This window comes from Bacillus sp. 22483 (genome assembly GCF_052044605.1).
In the GTDB taxonomy this organism is placed as follows: Bacteria; Bacillota; Bacilli; order Bacillales; family Bacillaceae; genus Bacillus; species Bacillus altitudinis.
In genome coordinates, this window is the sequence record NZ_JBQENU010000006.1 from 131,981 (window position 1) to 149,410 (window position 17,430).

At 40.9% G+C, this 17,430-nt stretch carries 17 protein-coding genes; 11 read left to right on the top strand and 6 right to left on the bottom strand.

The features are described from left to right. Positions 1-26: 26 nt before the first annotated feature. From ACTJJQ_RS11160 to ACTJJQ_RS11185, 6 genes are all read right to left on the bottom strand, one after another. Entirely contained in the window at positions 27-950 is a 924-nt protein-coding gene (locus ACTJJQ_RS11160; RefSeq protein WP_007501752.1) for an iron-hydroxamate ABC transporter substrate-binding protein, read from the bottom strand. A 190-nt stretch (positions 951-1,140) separates the two neighbouring features. After that, positions 1,141-1,740: a response regulator transcription factor gene (locus tag ACTJJQ_RS11165; RefSeq protein WP_035391139.1), complete on the bottom strand. Its 600-nt coding sequence runs from the start codon at positions 1,738-1,740 to the stop codon at positions 1,141-1,143. Further along, on the bottom strand, positions 1,737-2,873 hold the full coding sequence (locus ACTJJQ_RS11170) for a sensor histidine kinase (RefSeq protein ID WP_136944741.1): 1,137 nt from the start codon (positions 2,871-2,873) through the stop codon (positions 1,737-1,739). The genes ACTJJQ_RS11165 and ACTJJQ_RS11170 overlap by 4 nt, the downstream gene beginning before the upstream one ends. Positions 2,874-2,990: 117 nt before the next feature. After that, positions 2,991-4,046 (bottom strand): fatty acid desaturase, encoded by a 1,056-nt coding sequence (locus tag ACTJJQ_RS11175; RefSeq protein ID WP_072367439.1) that lies wholly within the window; start codon positions 4,044-4,046, stop codon positions 2,991-2,993. Between the two features lie 190 nt (positions 4,047-4,236). Beyond that, positions 4,237-5,679: a DEAD/DEAH box helicase gene (locus ACTJJQ_RS11180; RefSeq protein ID WP_366963422.1), complete on the bottom strand. Its 1,443-nt coding sequence runs from the start codon at positions 5,677-5,679 to the stop codon at positions 4,237-4,239. Between the two features lie 116 nt (positions 5,680-5,795). Then, positions 5,796-6,599: an NAD kinase gene (locus ACTJJQ_RS11185; RefSeq protein ID WP_017358281.1), complete on the bottom strand. Its 804-nt coding sequence runs from the start codon at positions 6,597-6,599 to the stop codon at positions 5,796-5,798. A gap of 447 nt (positions 6,600-7,046) precedes the next feature. On the opposite strand from ACTJJQ_RS11185, the gene sppA reads away from it, so the two are divergent. The 11 genes from sppA to ACTJJQ_RS11240 all read left to right on the top strand — a co-directional run bounded on the left by sppA (position 7,047) and on the right by ACTJJQ_RS11240 (position 17,348). Beyond that, complete coding sequence (sppA, locus tag ACTJJQ_RS11190; protein ID WP_268438407.1) at positions 7,047-8,048, top strand: signal peptide peptidase SppA; 1,002 nt, start codon at positions 7,047-7,049, stop codon at positions 8,046-8,048. A 14-nt stretch (positions 8,049-8,062) separates the two neighbouring features. After that, complete coding sequence (locus ACTJJQ_RS11195) at positions 8,063-8,587, top strand: RDD family protein (protein WP_113747101.1); 525 nt, start codon at positions 8,063-8,065, stop codon at positions 8,585-8,587. Between the two features lie 101 nt (positions 8,588-8,688). Then, on the top strand, positions 8,689-9,396 hold the full coding sequence (locus ACTJJQ_RS11200; RefSeq protein WP_203085314.1) for a DUF2953 domain-containing protein: 708 nt from the start codon (positions 8,689-8,691) through the stop codon (positions 9,394-9,396). Positions 9,397-9,410: 14 nt separating this feature from the next. Continuing rightward, positions 9,411-9,863: a GerW family sporulation protein gene (ytfJ, locus tag ACTJJQ_RS11205; protein ID WP_007501733.1), complete on the top strand. Its 453-nt coding sequence runs from the start codon at positions 9,411-9,413 to the stop codon at positions 9,861-9,863. A 112-nt stretch (positions 9,864-9,975) separates the two neighbouring features. After that, a complete protein-coding gene (tpx, locus tag ACTJJQ_RS11210; protein ID WP_007501731.1) occupies positions 9,976-10,476 on the top strand; it encodes a thiol peroxidase in 501 nt (166 codons plus the stop codon). Positions 10,477-10,564: 88 nt separating this feature from the next. Further along, entirely contained in the window at positions 10,565-11,539 is a 975-nt protein-coding gene (locus ACTJJQ_RS11215; RefSeq protein WP_440600209.1) for a class I SAM-dependent methyltransferase, read from the top strand. A 229-nt stretch (positions 11,540-11,768) separates the two neighbouring features. After that, positions 11,769-12,953, top strand: coding sequence for an acetate kinase (locus tag ACTJJQ_RS11220; RefSeq protein ID WP_024718669.1), 1,185 nt, complete (start codon positions 11,769-11,771; stop codon positions 12,951-12,953). Positions 12,954-13,052: 99 nt separating this feature from the next. Continuing rightward, positions 13,053-13,568 (top strand): MogA/MoaB family molybdenum cofactor biosynthesis protein, encoded by a 516-nt coding sequence (locus ACTJJQ_RS11225; RefSeq protein WP_024718668.1) that lies wholly within the window; start codon positions 13,053-13,055, stop codon positions 13,566-13,568. A gap of 173 nt (positions 13,569-13,741) precedes the next feature. Next, on the top strand, positions 13,742-14,953 hold the full coding sequence (locus tag ACTJJQ_RS11230) for an argininosuccinate synthase (protein WP_008343148.1): 1,212 nt from the start codon (positions 13,742-13,744) through the stop codon (positions 14,951-14,953). Further along, positions 14,950-16,323, top strand: coding sequence for an argininosuccinate lyase (gene argH, locus ACTJJQ_RS11235; RefSeq protein ID WP_440600210.1), 1,374 nt, complete (start codon positions 14,950-14,952; stop codon positions 16,321-16,323). The genes ACTJJQ_RS11230 and argH overlap by 4 nt, the downstream gene beginning before the upstream one ends. A gap of 119 nt (positions 16,324-16,442) precedes the next feature. Beyond that, positions 16,443-17,348 carry a phosphotransferase gene (locus tag ACTJJQ_RS11240; protein WP_440600211.1) on the top strand — a complete coding sequence of 302 codons (906 nt, stop codon included), beginning with the start codon at positions 16,443-16,445 and terminating at the stop codon, positions 17,346-17,348. Positions 17,349-17,430: the final 82 nt, after the last annotated feature.

Genomic DNA, 17,430 nt, shown 5'->3' on the forward strand with positions numbered 1-17,430 from the left:
CAAGGGAAGAGGTCCCTTGCTTCGGTTTATTTACCTAAAAAGTGCTTTTTAAAGAATGATAGTTGATATTCAAGTGTGAGCGGGTCATTAAAGTAAAACTCTTCCGCATTTGCTTCATACACACGATGTTTTTTCACAGCAGGAATGGACTTATAGATTTCACTGTTTTGATAGGAATTGTCCATCTCGCTGTTTTTGCTAATGATCATATAGTCTCCGGCAAATTCAGGGATGACTTCTTGTGATACCGCATAATAACCAGCTTTTAATGCTTTTTCTTTTACTTTTTCAGGCATTTTTAGTTTCATTGCTTGGTAGAGGATTTCTGTTCCGCGTCCCCATGCATCTCCAAAGACGTAAAGATCTTTTGTGCCGCTTTCAAAGACAGATACGGTTGCATCTTCACCGATTTTTGCTTTGATTTCTTTGCCAGCTTCAGCTGCGCGCTGTTTGAAATCCTTGACCCATGCTTCTGCTTCTTTTTCTTTGTTTAAGACTTTTCCAATTTCAATATGCTGCTGAAGGTAATCGACTTTGTTATACGTGAATAAAACGGTAGGGGCGATTTTTTTCAGTTTTTCTACATTTTTTGCACCGCTTAAACCGATGATGACATCAGGCTTTAGCTTCATGATTTTTTCCACATTTTCATCGGATACTTCTTCCACATTTTTTAATTTCTTTTTGAAACGTGGATTCTTTTTTGACCAAGAGTCAACACCCACAAGGTTCACACCAAGTGACAAGACATTTCCTGTATAAGAGGCGAGAACAACAACACGTTTTGGATTTGCTGGCAGCTTCACAGGTCCATTTTCAGATTGATATGTAATCGTGTCTGATGACGTTGATTGATTTTTCCCTTTATTTGAGGAAGAGTTGCTGCTATTGCCACATGCGCTCAACGCAAGTACGAAGATGAGCATCAGAGGGAACAATATTTTCTTCATAAATGTAAACTCCTTTGAAATCGGCACATCAGCCGTGTATTTGGTTGTATGAGTGATAATGATAATTATTATCACTCAGATATCATACCATAGAAGTGAGGTTTGTTGTCAATGATATTTTAGCAGTGGATAGAGGAATTCTGATAAAAAGAAAAAAAGATCAAGGCAGTGTCTAACCTGATCTTTTTTCTTATTTAAACCAGCCTTTTTCTTTGGAACGAGTAATGGCCTCAATTCGGTTTTTGACTTCTAGTTTATCTAAAATAACGGATATGTAGTTTCGGACAGTGCCGCTTTTAATGCTGAGTTCCTTGGCGATTTCTTTTGTGTTTTTTCCGTCTGCGACGAGTTCTAGAACCGACTTTTCTCGTTCAGTTAAAGGATTTTCGTCGCTATACAAGTCTTCCATTAATTCAGGGGCGTACACCTTTTTCCCTTTCATCACGCTTCGGATGGCACTTGCTAAATCCTCGCTTGGGCTGTCCTTCAGCATGTAGCCGCTAACGCCAGCTTTCAGTGCTCTTTGAAAATAGCCAGAACGAGCAAAGGTTGTTAAAATGATGATCTTCACATCAGACTTTTTAAGTTCTTCAGCGGCATCGAGCCCAGATTTCCCGGGCATTTCAATATCCATTAAACAAATGTCGACCGGGTGTTTTTTAGCAAAATCTATGGCATCCTGGCCGTTTGTACCTTTTCCAACAACCGTCATATCGTCTTCTAAATCGAGAAGCGATCCAAGAGCACCGAGCAGCATTTGCTGATCCTCTGCGATAAAGATGTTAATCATTTTATTTCCTCCTTATCTTTCGCTGCTGAATCATTTGGAATGCTCATGATCAGCTTCGTCCCGTCTTTTGTTTCAATGTGCAGGCGTCCATTTGCAAATTCCAATCTTTCTCTAATCCCTAAAAGGCCATGTCCCTTCGTTTGAGAGGATGGATCACCGCCTTTAAATGTGCCGTTATCCTCAACTGTAATGACAACTTCCTTTGACTTTTGATGAATGGTGATTTGACAGACAGTGGCGTCGCTATGTTTGACGACATTCGTTACGGCTTCTTTGATGCACATGCTCACAATGTTTTCGTTCAGAAGAGAGATGTGTTTCGGCGCTTCCTTTTCATCATAAATCATGTCAATATCGGCGGCTTCAAGGATTTGCTTGATATTCAATATTTCATCTTTGATCCGAATGCCTTTCATGGAAGAAACAATTTTCCGCACTTCATTAAGAGACGTTCTAGCTGTCTGTTGGACGCTTTTTAATTCGGCGCGTGCCTGTTCAGGGTCTTTATACACGAGTTTACGGGCAAGGTCACTCTTTAAACCGATAAGAGAGAGTTTTTGTCCAAGTGTATCATGCAGGTCACGAGCAATGCGCTGTCTCTCTTCAATTTTGACAAGATCGGCGATCCGCTCATTGGCATATTCTAATTTCTCTTCTAGCCGTTCACGTTCCTTCCTGCTTCGAATGCTAAGAGGGAGGAGGATGGCGCTGATCAGTGTAATCACGACAAACGGAATTTGTGTGAGAAACCATCCCTTTTTTAAAATCAAGCTAAAGTTCACTGCTACGGCGGCGCTCCCTAGATGAATATAGTATAAGATATAGAAAGGGACTTTTCTTTTGATATGCCCGTTGAAATAGGCGATACAAAAAGCAAAATAAATGTAGCTATAGAGCATCACATAACCAGTCGAAATGGCGATTAATAGAAGGCCGAATACATATAACGACCAGCCCTTTGAGACAAAGGCAAAACGGTAGACCGCAAAAAAAACGACGTTTAAAATAATGCCGATCACAATGCCTAAAGTCGAAGGGGTCTTAAAGATAAAATAAAAGGGCAGGATGAAAAAAATCGCCCAAATATATGGGGAAATCCCATGCAGTTTTTGAATTTTAAGTTGTTTTTTCATCCGTGATTCACCTTTTTCATTTTTTCAGTCTTTTTCACTACTTTATCAAATTGAACAGATGAGCGCATCCTGCAAATACAACAAGCTCCTTCTATTGTAAGAAAGAGCTTGCGCCAATTATGCATTTTTCTTCAGAATGTCTCCTTTTATAACAGGTGCGGGCACCTTCTTAGATTGCCGTGCTTCTTTAAAGGTAACAAATGCTTTCGTTTCTTCATCCCAAAGTCTAAATTTCATTGATTCGATACTTGTTTTTAAAGTGATGGTTGGCACATTTTGAAGCGGCTCACTATGATCATGTGCATGCTCCAAGTGATAATTCGGTACCCTCGGACTTAAATGATGAACATGGTGATAGCCGATATTGCCTGTTAACCATTGAAGAAGCTTTGGCAATTTGTAAAAAGAACTGCCTTCTACAGCTGCCTGCACATAATTCCAATGTTCATCTGCTTCAAAGTAAGAATCTTCAAATGTATGCTGCACATAAAATAACCATACGCCGATTGACCCTGAGATCAGGAAGATTGGACCTTGGACAAGCAGGAACTCCTGCCAGCCAAAAAGAAGACACGTTGCAGTTGCTAGCGCAATGATGCTCACGTTTGTGAAATACGTGTTCCAGCGCTCTTTTTTACGAGCATTTTTGACGTTGAAACGGTTTTTTAAGAGAAAAACAAAGATCGGTCCTAAAATAAACATCACAAAAGGATTACGGTAAAATCTGTAGCGAAACTTCGTCCAAGCTGATGCTTCTTGATATTCTTTGACTGTCAGGAGCCAAATGTCGCCAGTACCTCGTTTGTCTAGATTACTGCTTGTGGCATGGTGAATTGAATGATCTCTTTGCCATTGAAGATAAGGGAAAAGGGTGAGTACGCCCGTTACAAAACCGAACAGGTGATTCAGCGGCTTCTGTTTAAAAAAGGATTGATGGCAGCAGTCGTGAAAAATAATAAAGACACGTACTAAAAAACCAGCTGCAATCACCGCAAAGAAGAGGGTTAAAAGGTAGGAGATGTTCAGGCTATAATAGGCAAGAAACCAAAGCCCCAAAAATGGAATGAATGTATTAAAGAGTTGAATGATACTTTTTTTCGAATTAGCACCAGAGAATTGGCCAACTTGTTTTCTTAAAGTGGCTTGCTGCTGTGTGTTTGTTGAAGTCGTCATGAACGTTCAAGTCCTTTCCGTTTCTTTCTACTTCAAAGTATAGAAGGAAAGGTGTCATGCTCATAGTAGCACCCATCATGTATACTATATGACATTTGTCATGTTGAGTATCAAAAAAGCAGGTGGCAGAAGGGTTTGTAAGTTGTGATGATAATCAATAAAAAAAGTAAAGGCGCTTAGCCTTCACTTTTTATGCACGTGCTTCATGTACTTTTAACTGCTTGCCTTTAATCGTTGTGTGGCGCATGGCTTTTAGCACAAGAGGGCCTTTGCCATTTAAAATATCTACATATGTTTTTGTTTCCTGAATGGTAATAATCCCAATGTCATCAAACGCAACGCCGTCTATTTTGGCGATCGTTCCAACGAAATCAACTGCTCGGAGTTTCTTTTTCTTCCCGCCGTTAAAATACAGCTTCATAATATCTTTCTCTATGCCGGCCTGCTTATTTTCCTTTTGAATCGGTGTTTCAATTTTTTCTTCAAAGCTTGCCACATGCTGTTCTGCTTCTTCTTTTGTAGGATAAGGCTGAATTTGAAAATGAATACCAGCTTCCTCCTTTAATTCTTCAATGAGCGGCTGCCCGTACCTTGTCATAAACGCAATCGTTTTTCCGCTTTTACCCGCTCTGCCAGTTCTTCCGGTCCGGTGAATATAGCGTTCTTTTTCATATGGTAAGTCGTAATGAATGACATGTGTCATATCACTGACATCAATTCCTCGGGCTGCAATATCTGTTGCGATCAAATAACGGAATTCCCCGTTTTTGAATTCATCCATGACGGCAAAGCGATCTTCCTGCCTCATCCCGCCATGAATCTTATCGCAAGGAACATCCCACTCATCCAGCTTCATCGTCAGCTCATTCACTCGCTCCTGCGTATTGCAAAAAATGATACAGCTATCTGGATTTTCAATGACAATCGTTCGTTGAAGTAATGAAAACTTGCCTTCTTCCTCGGTTTCAATCAACGTGTGAGTGATTTGCTGCTTCGTCGTTTCCTCCCGAGCAATCTCTATCACTTTTGGCGATTGTAAAAACTGCTCACTCAAATCCTTCATTTCATCAGACATCGTCGCTGAAAATAACATCGACATCCGCTTTGGCGGCAGATGCTGAATAATAGAAGAGACTTGATCAATAAATCCCATGTTCAGCATTTCGTCTGCTTCATCTAACACGAAAAATGACAGATTGTCTAAAGAAAGTGTCCCTTTTTCAAGGTGATCCAATATTCGTCCTGGCGTTCCGCACACAATGTGGTTCTTTTGTGCAAGCTCTATTTTTTGTGCTTGAAATGGAGCTTTCCCGTAAATGGCGGCCGCTTTGATTCGTTTAAATCGTCCGAGGCTGGTCAGATCCTGTTTGACCTGCATGGCAAGTTCTCTTGTTGGGACGAGGATGAGGGCTTGAGGTTTATTCTCAGCCCAATCCACCATTTCACAAATTGGCAGACCGTAGGCTGCTGTTTTGCCACTGCCTGTCTGAGATTTGACAATGAGGTCCTGCTTTGAAAAAGCAACGGATAATGTCTCGTGCTGGACGGGTGTAGGTGTATGGAAATGAAGCGCTTCTAGTGCTTGTTTCAATTCATCGCTTAATGGATATTGATCAAAATGTTGTAATGGCATCGTGTTCTCCTTTTCGTACATGTATACTTGTGACATCATACCATATCTTTTCAAAGACACCATGACCTTGAATGAAAAGGCATGAAAAAAAGCCCCATAAAGGAGCTTTTCAATGATTAAAGGAATCTGCGTTTTACTTTTTCCCAATAGGAGTTATCTTTTAATTTGACCGTTTTGATCACTTTACCAGAAAGGCCGATATCAATTTGTTTGACATGTTTTGTACCTAGCGCTTCGTTATCAAGACCGATAATCGGATGGTCGTTACCGTCCTGAACAACCTTTAGTGTCAGCTTGCGGTCACTGCTTAAAATGAAAGGAGCTCCAAGTGTACGGTATGAGTTGTTATTCAGCGATGCCAGCTCGGTTACTTGCATACACGGAAGCATCGGATCCACCACGGCGCCGTTGACAGATTTATTGTAGGCCGTTGAACCGGTTGGAGTGGAAATAATCATCCCGTCGCCTCTAAAGGTTTCAAAATGGAAATCATCTATATACACATCGATGACAAATGTTTTAATGATGCTAGAGCGGATCGACAGTTCGTTTAAGCAATGGAACTGGTTTGTACTGTCAACGCTTACATCGATGATCGGATATTTTCTCACTTCAATTTGTTCAGTGTTCATGGCATCAATCATTTGATCAAAATGTTCTAACGAAAAATCGCAGTATAGGTGCGAATTCTCTGTTTTTGATACCCCTACATACAAGCAGTCATCCCGGAAGTTCGTTTTGCGAACCGCTTGAAGAAATGTACCATCTCCACCAATTGAAGCAATGATATGGGCATCTTCTGCACGCTTTACGACGTGAAAGCCTTGATCGGTAGCGAGCTTCTCCAGAGAAGAAATGTGTCCATCCAATTCATGATCTTTTTTGTAAAAGAAAAATACATTGCGACGATTGTCTGTCATTGACGTTCTCCCCTTTGTTGTCAAAAATAGATTTCGAGTAGTAAAGGGCTTACATAAAAACCCTTGTTCACATTTTACACTTTTTTCATATGAAAGTAAAAATATTAGAAAGACGCTTCATCATGATAGAGGCTTCCATTTAAGAAATGAGTCATTGTAAGTGATTAGACGACGCTGACTTTGAGCATAATTTAATAGCTCATTTTGGAAGAAAGAGAGGTCTGGGCGTTTCGTTGTGAAGATGGTCTGAGCTATTAGATATAGGGAGAGGATAAAATAACCAATTTTTCGTCATGATGAGCAAATGATAGAAGATGTAAAGTTGATCGTCATTTCACATCGGTGCTATCATATGTTGAAATGAAATGTAAAAAAACCACAGTTCCTGTGAAACATTTCATGTGTGTATTCGTATGAACGAAGTGAGACAAAAAGGAGGAGAAAGAAATGAATGCGAAAAGATGGGTAGCCTTAATCATTGCACTTGGTGTTTTCGGCTTTTCGATTGTGATTAGTATCACGACGGCCTTGTTTGAAAGCTTCAATGATAATAAGATGAGCTATCAATTCGGGGACGAAATCGAAGAAAAGGTACTAGAGGATGGCAGCGGAGCGAGTAAAATTGCTGTACTTGAGATTAATGGCACGATTCAAGATAACGGCGGTGCATCCAGCCTTCTAGGCGGGGAAGCATATGATCATCGTGCGTTCTTAAAAGAATTAGATAAAGCAAAAGACGATGCGTCTGTGAAAGGTGTCTTGCTGCGTGTCAACTCTCCTGGCGGCGGTGTCTATGAAAGTGCTGAAATACATAAAAAATTAGAAGAAGTAAAGAAAGCGAAGAAGCCAATTTATGTTTCCATGGGTTCAATGGCGGCTTCTGGCGGCTATTATGTATCCACTCCAGCGAAAAAAATCTTTGCTTCACCTGAAACGTTAACAGGCTCTCTAGGGGTCATCATGCAAAGTTTGAATTATGCAAAGCTGGCAGATAATTTAGGCATCAAATATGAAACCATTAAAAGTGGAAAATTCAAAGACATCATGTCTCCAAATCGTGATATGACAAAAGATGAGCGTGCTATCATGCAAAGCATGGTTGACAACTCTTATGAAGGCTTTGTGAAAGTCATTTCTGAAGGACGCGGCATGTCTAAGCAGGACGTCAAGAAAATTGCTGACGGCCGGGTCTATGACGGAACACAGGCGAAATCGAACGGATTAGTGGATGAGCTTGGGTACTATGAAGATGCACTAAAAGCAATGAAGAAAAATGAAAAAGGCCTAAAAGGAGCAAAGGTTATCAGCTATTCACAAAGCTTTGGCTGGAACTCTCTTTTCAATATGAGTGCAAGCAAGCTCTTTAAAAGCGAAATTGATTTTCTGAACTTAAAAGAAACACTGGCTGGCTCAAATGGGTCTAAACCGATGTATCTCTATTCAAAATAAAGGAGGGATCATAGATGGATTCTACATTCGATGAAGTAACGGAAAGTCGCAGCCAAGAGGAAGAATCAAGGCCGACTCTTGCGAAGCGCACTTCAATTGAAGCGCAGGCCTTTGCAGGTTTCTGGATTAGATTTTGGGCATTTATCCTAGATTGGCTCGTCGTATGGGGTGTTAACCATTTGACGGTTTCTCCAATCTTTAGTCTCTTTGGCTGGTCAAAAGGTGGAGGCTGGTTTTCCCCATTTTCCGTCACAACCACAATTGTCTTTCTGCTTTATTTTGCGATCATGACGAAGATTTTCCAACAAACACTTGGAAAGATGGTGTTTGGAATCAAAGTCGTCTCACTTCAGCCGGAGAAGAAGCTGTCATGGGATGTCATTTTCTTTAGAGAAATTGTGGGGCGATATATTAATACGCTTTTTGTTCTCTATGCTGTGGTTGGGTTCACGCCGAAAAAGCAAGGGGTTCATGACTACTTTGCAGATACGGTGGTTGTTCATGAACATTTATATGAAAAAACAGAATCAAACGCATAACCAAAGAGAGTTTGGCCGGGTACCGGTCAAACTCTTTTTTTGGGTGATTGGGTATAAAATCCAGAAGGAGAGCCATAATCGTAGAGGAAGCATCATTTGTTATGGAGGAAGTGAGCACAGTGCTGTACGTTTGGATCGCAGCTTTTTTGTTCCTTGTGATCTTATTGATCTTTATGAAAGTGACCATTTCACTGGACTATTCACATGCAAATGACAATGACCATATTGCGGTGAAGATCATCACCTTATATGGAATCGTCAGACTGAAGAAAGACATTCCGATGGTGAAAGTGAATACGGAAGATCAAACGATTGATATTCGTGAAAAGAAAATGGCCAGCACCAAAACGCCGAGTCACGAAAAAGAAACCATGCATAAAAAAGTGGGAAAACGTGATGTAAAGGAAATCCTTCATCAAATGGAGCGTATTACAAAAGAGATTGTCGATCTAAACCGGATCATGCGAAAGTTCTTCATTCATATAAAAATCGTTTCATTTCACTGGTCCACATGGATTGGTTTTCATGACGCAGCTTTAACAGGTGTAGCAGCCGGCGGTGTGTGGTCAGTCAAAGGAGCACTTCTTGCCTTTATGCAGGAGCATCTCACCTTTAAGCACAAACCCGTCTATGAAGTGATTCCCGCTTTTCAGCACAATGTGTCACAGACACACTTTGCATGTATAGCTTATTTTCGGATTGGACATGCTATGCTTGCAGCCATTCGATTACTTGTCCATTGGTTAAAAGGGAGAAAGGCGAGAAAAAATGCCTCTCTTCAAGCAACGAAGAATGAATCATCTGTTTAAGGAGGAACCCGAAAATGGCAGATCATCCAATCCAAGGTCTGATGAAGACAGCGATGGAAAACTTAAAAGAAATGATTGATGTGAACACGATCATCGGCGATCCAGTCGAAACCCCTGACGGCAGTGTCATTCTCACTGTGTCAAAGGTTGGTTTTGGATTTGCAGCCGGCGGCAGTGAATTCAACGGTAACCAAAAGAAAGAAAAACGGTCTGATGAACAAGAACGAAAAGAACCGAGACTCCCATTTGGAGGCGGAAGCGGTGGGGGAGTATCGATTACACCAATCGCCTTTTTAATTGTGGGAACAAATGGCGTACGAATGCTTCATTTGGATGAACACACACATCTGCTCGATAAAATATTGGATTCTGCTCCTCAAGCAATTGAACGTCTTCAGCACATGTTTAAGAAGGATGAACGGGAGCATCGTCACAAAGAACGAAAACTAGATGACATAGACCTTTAAAAAGTTAGCTGCCCTGCAGTTAACTTTTTTTTCAAAATGGACGATTAGGCTTTGCAGTTTTTTGCTTTCTCTACTATGATAGAACCATACATTTGATAAGGGAGGAATTGTTTTGGCATCGATCACATTTAAAGGGAGCCCAGTAACGCTTGTAGGAAATGAAGTGAAAGTAGGCGAGCAGGCTCCAGATTTCACGGTATTAACGAACTCACTAGGGGAAGTTTCACTTTCTGATTTAACAGGAAAAGTGACGATTATCTCAGTGATTCCTTCTATTGATACAGGTGTGTGTGACGCACAAACAAGACGTTTCAATGAAGAGGCAGCCGGTTTAGGTCCGGTCAATATCTATACCATTAGTGCAGACCTACCATTTGCACAAGCACGCTGGTGCGGAGCAAACGGAATTGAAAATGTCGAAACATTATCTGATCATAGAGATATGTCATTTGGTGAAGCGTTTGGTTTATATATGAAAGAATTGCGTTTATTGGCGCGTGCGGTCTTCGTATTAGACCCAAGCGGAAAAGTGGTTTACACTGAGTACGTAAGCGAAGCAACCAATCATCCAAATTATGAAAAAGCCATTGAGGCTGCGAAATCACTGTTATAAAAGCAACATCGACAAGAGCTCCGGCTTCATACTGGGGCTCTTTTCAATGAGAACATATAGCTTTTAACAAAGCGAGGAGAGAAAAGCATTGCAGAAAGATCAAGTGAGTACGATTTTTGAGCTGCTCGATACAGCTTCAATTCGTTTAAAAAAGGAACAGAACATTTCCTATATTGAAGCATTGGCAGAAGCAGGAGAAGCCTTTTTCCAGGTAAATGATCGAAATGGTTTACTAAAAGATTTAATAGAGAAAGCAGATTTCGCCTCTTATGATCATGAGCAGATTCGTAAAGCGTTTCAGCTCGCCGTATTAAAAGGACAAAAGGATATTTCACATCCAAACCGGCAGATGACACCTGATACAATTGGTCTGTTTGTCAGCTATTTGGTCAATAAATTTTTAGAAGGACAAAAAGAGCTGGTTGTCTTTGATCCAGCAGCGGGAACAGGGAATTTACTGCTTGCGGTCCTCAACAATGTAACAGCAGAAACAACACGCGGTTTTGCCTCTGAAATTGATGACGTGCTCATTAAAATTGCGTGGGCACAAGCGAACTTAGAAGAAAAAGAAGTAGAGCTTTTCCACCAGGACAGCCTTGAGCCGCTTCTTATCTCACCAGCAGATGTTGCTGTATGTAGTCTTCCTGTCGGGTTTTATCCAAACGATGAGCGCGCTAAAGACTATGAATTAAAGGCAAAAGAAGGTCATTCCTTTGCGCATTATTTATTCATTGAGCAAAGTCTTCGTTACACGAAAGAAGGCGGCTTCTTATTCTTCATCATTCCAAACGATTTGTTTGAAGGAAAAGAAAGCGTACAATTAAAGGATTTCATCAAAGAACATGCATATATGAATGCGTTAATTCAGCTGCCAGTCTCTATGTTCAAAGACAAAAAGCATGCCAAAAGCTTATTTGTGATGCAAAAGAAAAAAGAGGGGCTCGAAGCACCGAAACGTATGCTATTTGCCAATCTGCCATCTTTCTCACAGAAAGAAGCAATGGTTGGCGTCATGAGAAAATTAGACCAATGGTTTATAGAAGAAAAAGAAACGAAAGAATAGCCAGAGTGATGTCTGGCTATTTTATTATTCAGAAAATAACGACTTATTCATGTAAGCGGTAACAGTTCGAAGGTGTACTTGAAATGCAAAGTTTTCAATGTTTAAATGAAAAAGTCAGATATTTTTCGGACTTATCGTTAAACTATAAAAGACCCGTTCAAACAGGTTGAATATAGCACCGAAAAAACGTGAAACCTTATATAACAACTGAGTAAAAGGAGCGACAGTAATGTCCAAAATTATTGCAATCAACGCAGGAAGCTCATCTCTTAAATTCCAATTGTTCGACATGCCAGAAGAAACCGTTTTAACAAAAGGTCTTGTTGAAAGAATCGGAATGGACAACAGTATCTTCACGATTTCTGTAGATGGAGAAAAGAAAACAGAAGTCACAGATATTCCAGATCATGCAGTAGCGGTTAAAATGCTACTTGAAAAACTAATTGAATTTAACATCATCAAAGACTTTAATGAAATTGATGGCGTAGGACACCGCGTCGTTCACGGCGGAGAAAAATTCAGCGATTCTGTTGTTTTAACAGATGAAGTCATCAAAGACATTGATCAGCTTTCAGAGCTTGCACCACTTCACAACCCTGCAAACGTTGTAGGAATCAAAGCATTCAAACAAATTCTGCCTGACGTACCAGCGATTGCTGTGTTCGATACAGCGTTCCACCAAACAATGCCAGAGCAGTCTTACCTATACAGCCTTCCGTACGACTACTACAAAAACTTTGGTATTCGTAAATACGGATTCCACGGGACAAGCCATAAGTTCGTAACAGAGCGTGCAGCAGAGCTATTAGGCCGTCCTCTTGAAGAGCTTCGTTTGATTTCTTGCCACCTTGGAAATGGTGCAAGTATCGCAGCAGTTGAAGGCGGAAAATCAATCGATACGTCAATGGGCTTCACACCACTTGCGGGTGTTGCAATGGGAACACGTTCAGGTAACATTGACCCTGCCCTTATTCCATTTATTATGGAGAAAACAGGACATACAGCAGAAGAAGTACTTTCTACTTTGAATAAGAAGAGTGGTCTTTTAGGTGTGTCTGGTCTTTCAAGTGACCTTCGTGATATCGAAGAAGCGACAGAAGAAGGAAACGACCGTGCTGAAGTAGCACTAGATATTTTTGCAAGCCGTATTCATAAATACATCGGTTCTTATGCAGCGAGAATGAATGGTGTAGATGCCATCATCTTCACAGCTGGAATCGGTGAAAACAGCTCAGAAGTGAGAGCACGTGTACTTCGTGGTCTAGAATTCATGGGCGTATATTGGGATCCATCTCTTAACAACATGAGAGGCGAAGAAGCATTCATCAGCTACCCTCACTCTCCTGTAAAAGTCATCGTGATTCCAACGAACGAAGAAGTCATGATTGCAAGAGACGTTATGCGTTTAGCGTAACATCCTTTTGAAGCTCTTTTCCTCAGCGGAAAAGGGCTTTTTTCTATTGAAATCAGCATGCTATAATGTGAGGCAATATGAAAGGAGCGGTGTGAAGAGATGAGCGTCGAAGAACATAAACGCGAAGCGAAAACGAGGCTTCATGTAAAAGTCATTACCGTCAGTGATACAAGGACAAAAGAAACAGATAAAAGCGGCCGTCTGATGATTGATTTGCTCAAAGAACAAGGGCACCTTATTCTTGCATACGATATTGTGAAAGATCACATTGGAGCGATTCAAGACGCCGTTTTAGAAGGAACAAGTGAAGCGAAGATTGATGCCGTCTTGTTAAACGGGGGAACTGGTATTGCAGCAAGGGACGTCACGATTGAATCCATTACACCTCTTTTCTCAAAAGAGCTGCCGGGCTTTGGAGAAATTTTTCGCATGCTGAGCTATACAGAAGATATTGGATCAGCCGCTATCTTATCTAGAGCGACGGCAGGGGTGATTAACCAAAAAGCCGTTTTTGCCACACCAGGCTCTACCGGAGCAGTTCGGTTAGCCATGACCAAACTCATTATTCCAGAGCTTCCTCATGTCTTGCGAGAGCTTGAAAAAGATCAAAAATAGCCCAAAATGACTCTGCCAAGAAAATTTGGCAGAGTTTTTTTCATAAAGGGGTTGAAAAAACAATTTTTCCTTGTTACAGTGTATACATACTAAATGCATGTTTATAAATTAAAACTTATTTTTATGCAAAAAACATTCACAGAATCAAAACAAGCGAGAGGAGCTTTTCAATCATGTCACAAAATAAAAAAGTCGTATTAGCATATTCCGGAGGTCTTGATACCTCTGTTGCAGTTAAATGGTTACAGGAGCAAGGTTACGAAGTTGTTGCTTGCTGCCTGGACGTAGGTGAAGGAAAAGATTTAGCATTCGTTCAACAAAAAGCACTTCAAGTCGGAGCTGTTCAATCTTACATGATCGACGCAAAAGAAGAGTTTGCTGAAGAATTTGCACTTGCTGCACTGCAAGCACACACGATGTACGAAGGGAAATATCCACTCGTGTCTGCACTATCTCGTCCGCTCATTGCCAAAAAGTTAGTGGAAGTCGCAGAGAAAGAAAATGCCGTAGCCGTTGCACACGGATGTACAGGTAAAGGAAACGACCAAGTTCGTTTTGAAGTATCAATTAAAGCATTGAATCCAGACTTAGAAGTTCTTGCACCAGTGCGTGAATGGAAATGGTCTCGTGATGAAGAAATCGACTATGCACAAAAGCACGGGATTCCAATTCCGATTAACTTAGACAGCCCATATTCAATTGACCAAAACCTTTGGGGCAGAAGTAACGAATGTGGTATTTTAGAAGATCCTTGGGCAGCGCCGCCAGAAGGTGCTTATGATCTGACAAATCCACTTGAAAAAACACCTGACACACCTGAAATCATTGAAATCACGTTTGAAAAAGGAAAACCAACAGCTATTGACGGAATCCAGTATTCATTATCTGATCTCATCCTTCATTTAAATGAAGTTGCTGGCCAGCATGGTGTAGGCAGAATCGATCATGTTGAAAACCGTCTTGTTGGAATCAAATCTCGTGAAGTGTATGAGTGCCCAGGTGCAGTTACATTGTTAAAAGCACACAAAGAACTTGAAGACTTAACGCTTGTCAAAGAAGTAGCACACTTTAAGCCAATCGTTGAACAAAAAATGGCTGAATTAATATACAACGGCTTATGGTTCTCACCACTTAAATCAGCACTAGATGCATTCTTACAAGAAACGCAAAAGAACGTAACAGGTGTTGTACGTGTGAAACTATTTAAAGGCCATGCCATTGTAGAAGGACGTAAATCACCATATTCACTTTATGATGAAAATCTAGCAACTTATACAAAAGCAGATGAATTCGATCATGATGCAGCTGTAGGATTTATTAACCTTTGGGGTTTACCAACAAAAGTAAACAGCATCGTGAATAAAAAGGAGCAGGTTAAAGCATGAAAAAGCTTTGGGGAGGCCGATTTCAAAAAACACCAGAAAAATGGGTCGATGAGTTTGGTGCATCCATTCATTTCGACAAACAATTAGTCAAAGAAGATCTGACCGGCTCCCTTGCCCATGCAAGTATGCTGAATAAATGCGGTATCATCGGTGATGAGGAGGCCGCTGCAATCAAAGACGGACTGAATACGCTCATGAAAAAGGCAGAGGCGGATGAACTCGATTTCTCAGTAGATTATGAGGACATTCATTTAAACCTTGAAAAAATGCTCATTGATGAGATTGGTCCGCTTGGCGGCAAATTGCACACAGCGAGAAGCCGGAATGATCAGGTCGCAACCGATATGCATTTATATTTGAATAACCAAGTAGAGCATATCATTGATCTGATCTCTTCTTTTCAAACAGTGCTTGTAGAAAAAGCTGAACAGCACGTTGAAACGATTTTTCCAGGATATACGCACTTACAGCGTGCACAGCCTATCTCCTTTGCTCATCATATGCTCGCCTACTTTTGGATGCTTGAGCGGGACAAAGCGCGTTTTCAAGATTCATTGAAGCGGATTAATGTGTCGCCACTTGGATGCGGAGCGTTAGCAGGAACGACATTCCCGATTGATCGTGAATATACAGCAGAGCTTCTTGGCTTTGACCATATTTACGAGAACAGCCTTGATGGTGTGAGTGATCGTGATTTCATTTTAGAGTTCTTGTCTAATAGCAGTCTTGTGATGATGCACCTGTCACGTCTTTGTGAAGAAATCATTTTATGGTGTTCTCAAGAATTCAAATTCATTGAGCTTGATGACACGTACGCAACAGGTAGCAGCATGATGCCGCAAAAGAAAAACCCGGATATGGCTGAATTGATCCGCGGAAAAACAGGCAGAGTATATGGCAACCTGATGGGGCTGCTCACGATTATGAAAGGCTTGCCGCTTACGTATAACAAAGACTTGCAAGAAGATAAAGAAGGCATGTTTGATACGGTGAAAACGATCGCTGGCAGCCTGCAAATCTTCACAGGCATGATTCAAACGATGACAGTGAACGAAGATGTCATGAAAAAAGCAACAAAAGAAGATTTCTCAAATGCGACCGAAGTGGCAGACTACCTTGCGAAAAAAGGTATGCCATTCCGTGAAGCACACGAAATCGTTGGGAAGCTTGTGTATACATGCATTCAAAAAGGCATCTATTTAAGTGACCTTCCATTTGAAACATTTACAGAAGCAAGCGGCCTCTTTGAACAAGACATTTACACTGTTCTTGATCCGTATGTTGCTGTTGAAAAAAGAACAAGTGCAGGTGGAACTGGATTTAAACAAATTCAGCTCGCTTTAGAAAAAGCAAAAGCCTGCCTAGCATAATTCGCCAAAACCATTCGTTTATACGGATGGTTTTTTGTCATGGGAAAAAGGAGATTGATCTTCACTGGAGAAAATGAAAGCATACCAGTGTCAAGCTGCATAAGGAGTGACAACAGTTCATGAAGAAAACGCTTCAGGTTTTGTTTGATCAGCCTATCGTATCAGTGAAAACGTTAGGAGAACCATACGACGGCCGGGCTAATGATGTGTGGCTGATTTCCTTACAAGACCAAACGGAATATGTAGTGAAATCTCCAAAAACTGCAAGAGAAGAAAGTGAATTTGTGTATGGGATCAACTTGATTTATGGAGTAGATGCCCGTAATGTACAGGAGCATCTTGATGAAATCAATGAAAAGCTGGCTCATACGAATTCCTTTCATATTCCGAAAGTTGTTCGTAAAGTGAAGAAGGCGGGGAAACACTTTTATGTCATGGAAAAAGTAGAAGGAATCCCTTTAACATCTTTTGAGGGCCGTTCAGCACAATTCTATAGGGATTACGGGAGGAAACTAGCGCATCTTCATTCATATCAAACTAACTTTTTCGGTGCAGTATACGGGGGAGAAAAGAGACATTTGAGAGAATTCCATGCGCTGTTAAAAAAGGCAGTTTCCAAACTTATCAGCCGCTATTACGCTGATCAGCCTGAATATCAGGATTATGCAGAAAAGGTGCAGCAAAAGCTTGAAAAGCTAAGTCCTCCTGATTCAGCCAGTCTCATTTTAATTGATTTAGACCCATCGCAATATATTGAAGACGATGATCAAGTAACGAGTCTAGTTGATACGGAATATGTCGTATTTGGACCAGCTGCGTTTGATTTGATTGCACTCGAATACCTTTTGACGAAAGAAGCTGCACAAGCGGTTCAATTAGGATATGAAGAGATTTGCCCGCTTCCTCGCCAGCTTCATGAGGTGAGAGAATGCTATCGGTTTGTTTCGCTGCTTCTCGATATCCATGGTTCATGGGATATGAAAAAGTGGATGAATCACCCTATACGGTTTTCCCCTCATTGTTAAAGGGTTCAAAAGTGCGAAGGGAGCCGGTTTATAGTAAAGTAAAGATAATAAAAGAAACACATGAACTTGCAACCTTTGCTTT

Coding starts and splice junctions, on each gene's coding strand:
- ACTJJQ_RS11230 (WP_008343148.1), top strand. CDS start 13,742: ATGTCACAAAATAAAAAAGTCGTATTAGCATATTCCGGAGGTCTTGAT.
- ACTJJQ_RS11170 (WP_136944741.1), bottom strand. CDS start 2,873: ATGAAAAAACAACTTAAAATTCAAAAACTGCATGGGATTTCCCCATAT.
- ACTJJQ_RS11195 (WP_113747101.1), top strand. CDS start 8,063: ATGGATTCTACATTCGATGAAGTAACGGAAAGTCGCAGCCAAGAGGAA.
- ytfJ (WP_007501733.1), top strand. CDS start 9,411: ATGGCAGATCATCCAATCCAAGGTCTGATGAAGACAGCGATGGAAAAC.
- sppA (WP_268438407.1), top strand. CDS start 7,047: ATGAATGCGAAAAGATGGGTAGCCTTAATCATTGCACTTGGTGTTTTC.
- ACTJJQ_RS11240 (WP_440600211.1), top strand. CDS start 16,443: ATGAAGAAAACGCTTCAGGTTTTGTTTGATCAGCCTATCGTATCAGTG.
- ACTJJQ_RS11220 (WP_024718669.1), top strand. CDS start 11,769: ATGTCCAAAATTATTGCAATCAACGCAGGAAGCTCATCTCTTAAATTC.
- ACTJJQ_RS11160 (WP_007501752.1), bottom strand. CDS start 950: ATGAAGAAAATATTGTTCCCTCTGATGCTCATCTTCGTACTTGCGTTG.
- ACTJJQ_RS11175 (WP_072367439.1), bottom strand. CDS start 4,046: ATGACGACTTCAACAAACACACAGCAGCAAGCCACTTTAAGAAAACAA.
- ACTJJQ_RS11180 (WP_366963422.1), bottom strand. CDS start 5,679: ATGCCATTACAACATTTTGATCAATATCCATTAAGCGATGAATTGAAA.
- ACTJJQ_RS11185 (WP_017358281.1), bottom strand. CDS start 6,599: ATGACAGACAATCGTCGCAATGTATTTTTCTTTTACAAAAAAGATCAT.
- argH (WP_440600210.1), top strand. CDS start 14,950: ATGAAAAAGCTTTGGGGAGGCCGATTTCAAAAAACACCAGAAAAATGG.
- ACTJJQ_RS11165 (WP_035391139.1), bottom strand. CDS start 1,740: ATGATTAACATCTTTATCGCAGAGGATCAGCAAATGCTGCTCGGTGCT.
- ACTJJQ_RS11200 (WP_203085314.1), top strand. CDS start 8,689: ATGGAGGAAGTGAGCACAGTGCTGTACGTTTGGATCGCAGCTTTTTTG.
- ACTJJQ_RS11225 (WP_024718668.1), top strand. CDS start 13,053: ATGAGCGTCGAAGAACATAAACGCGAAGCGAAAACGAGGCTTCATGTA.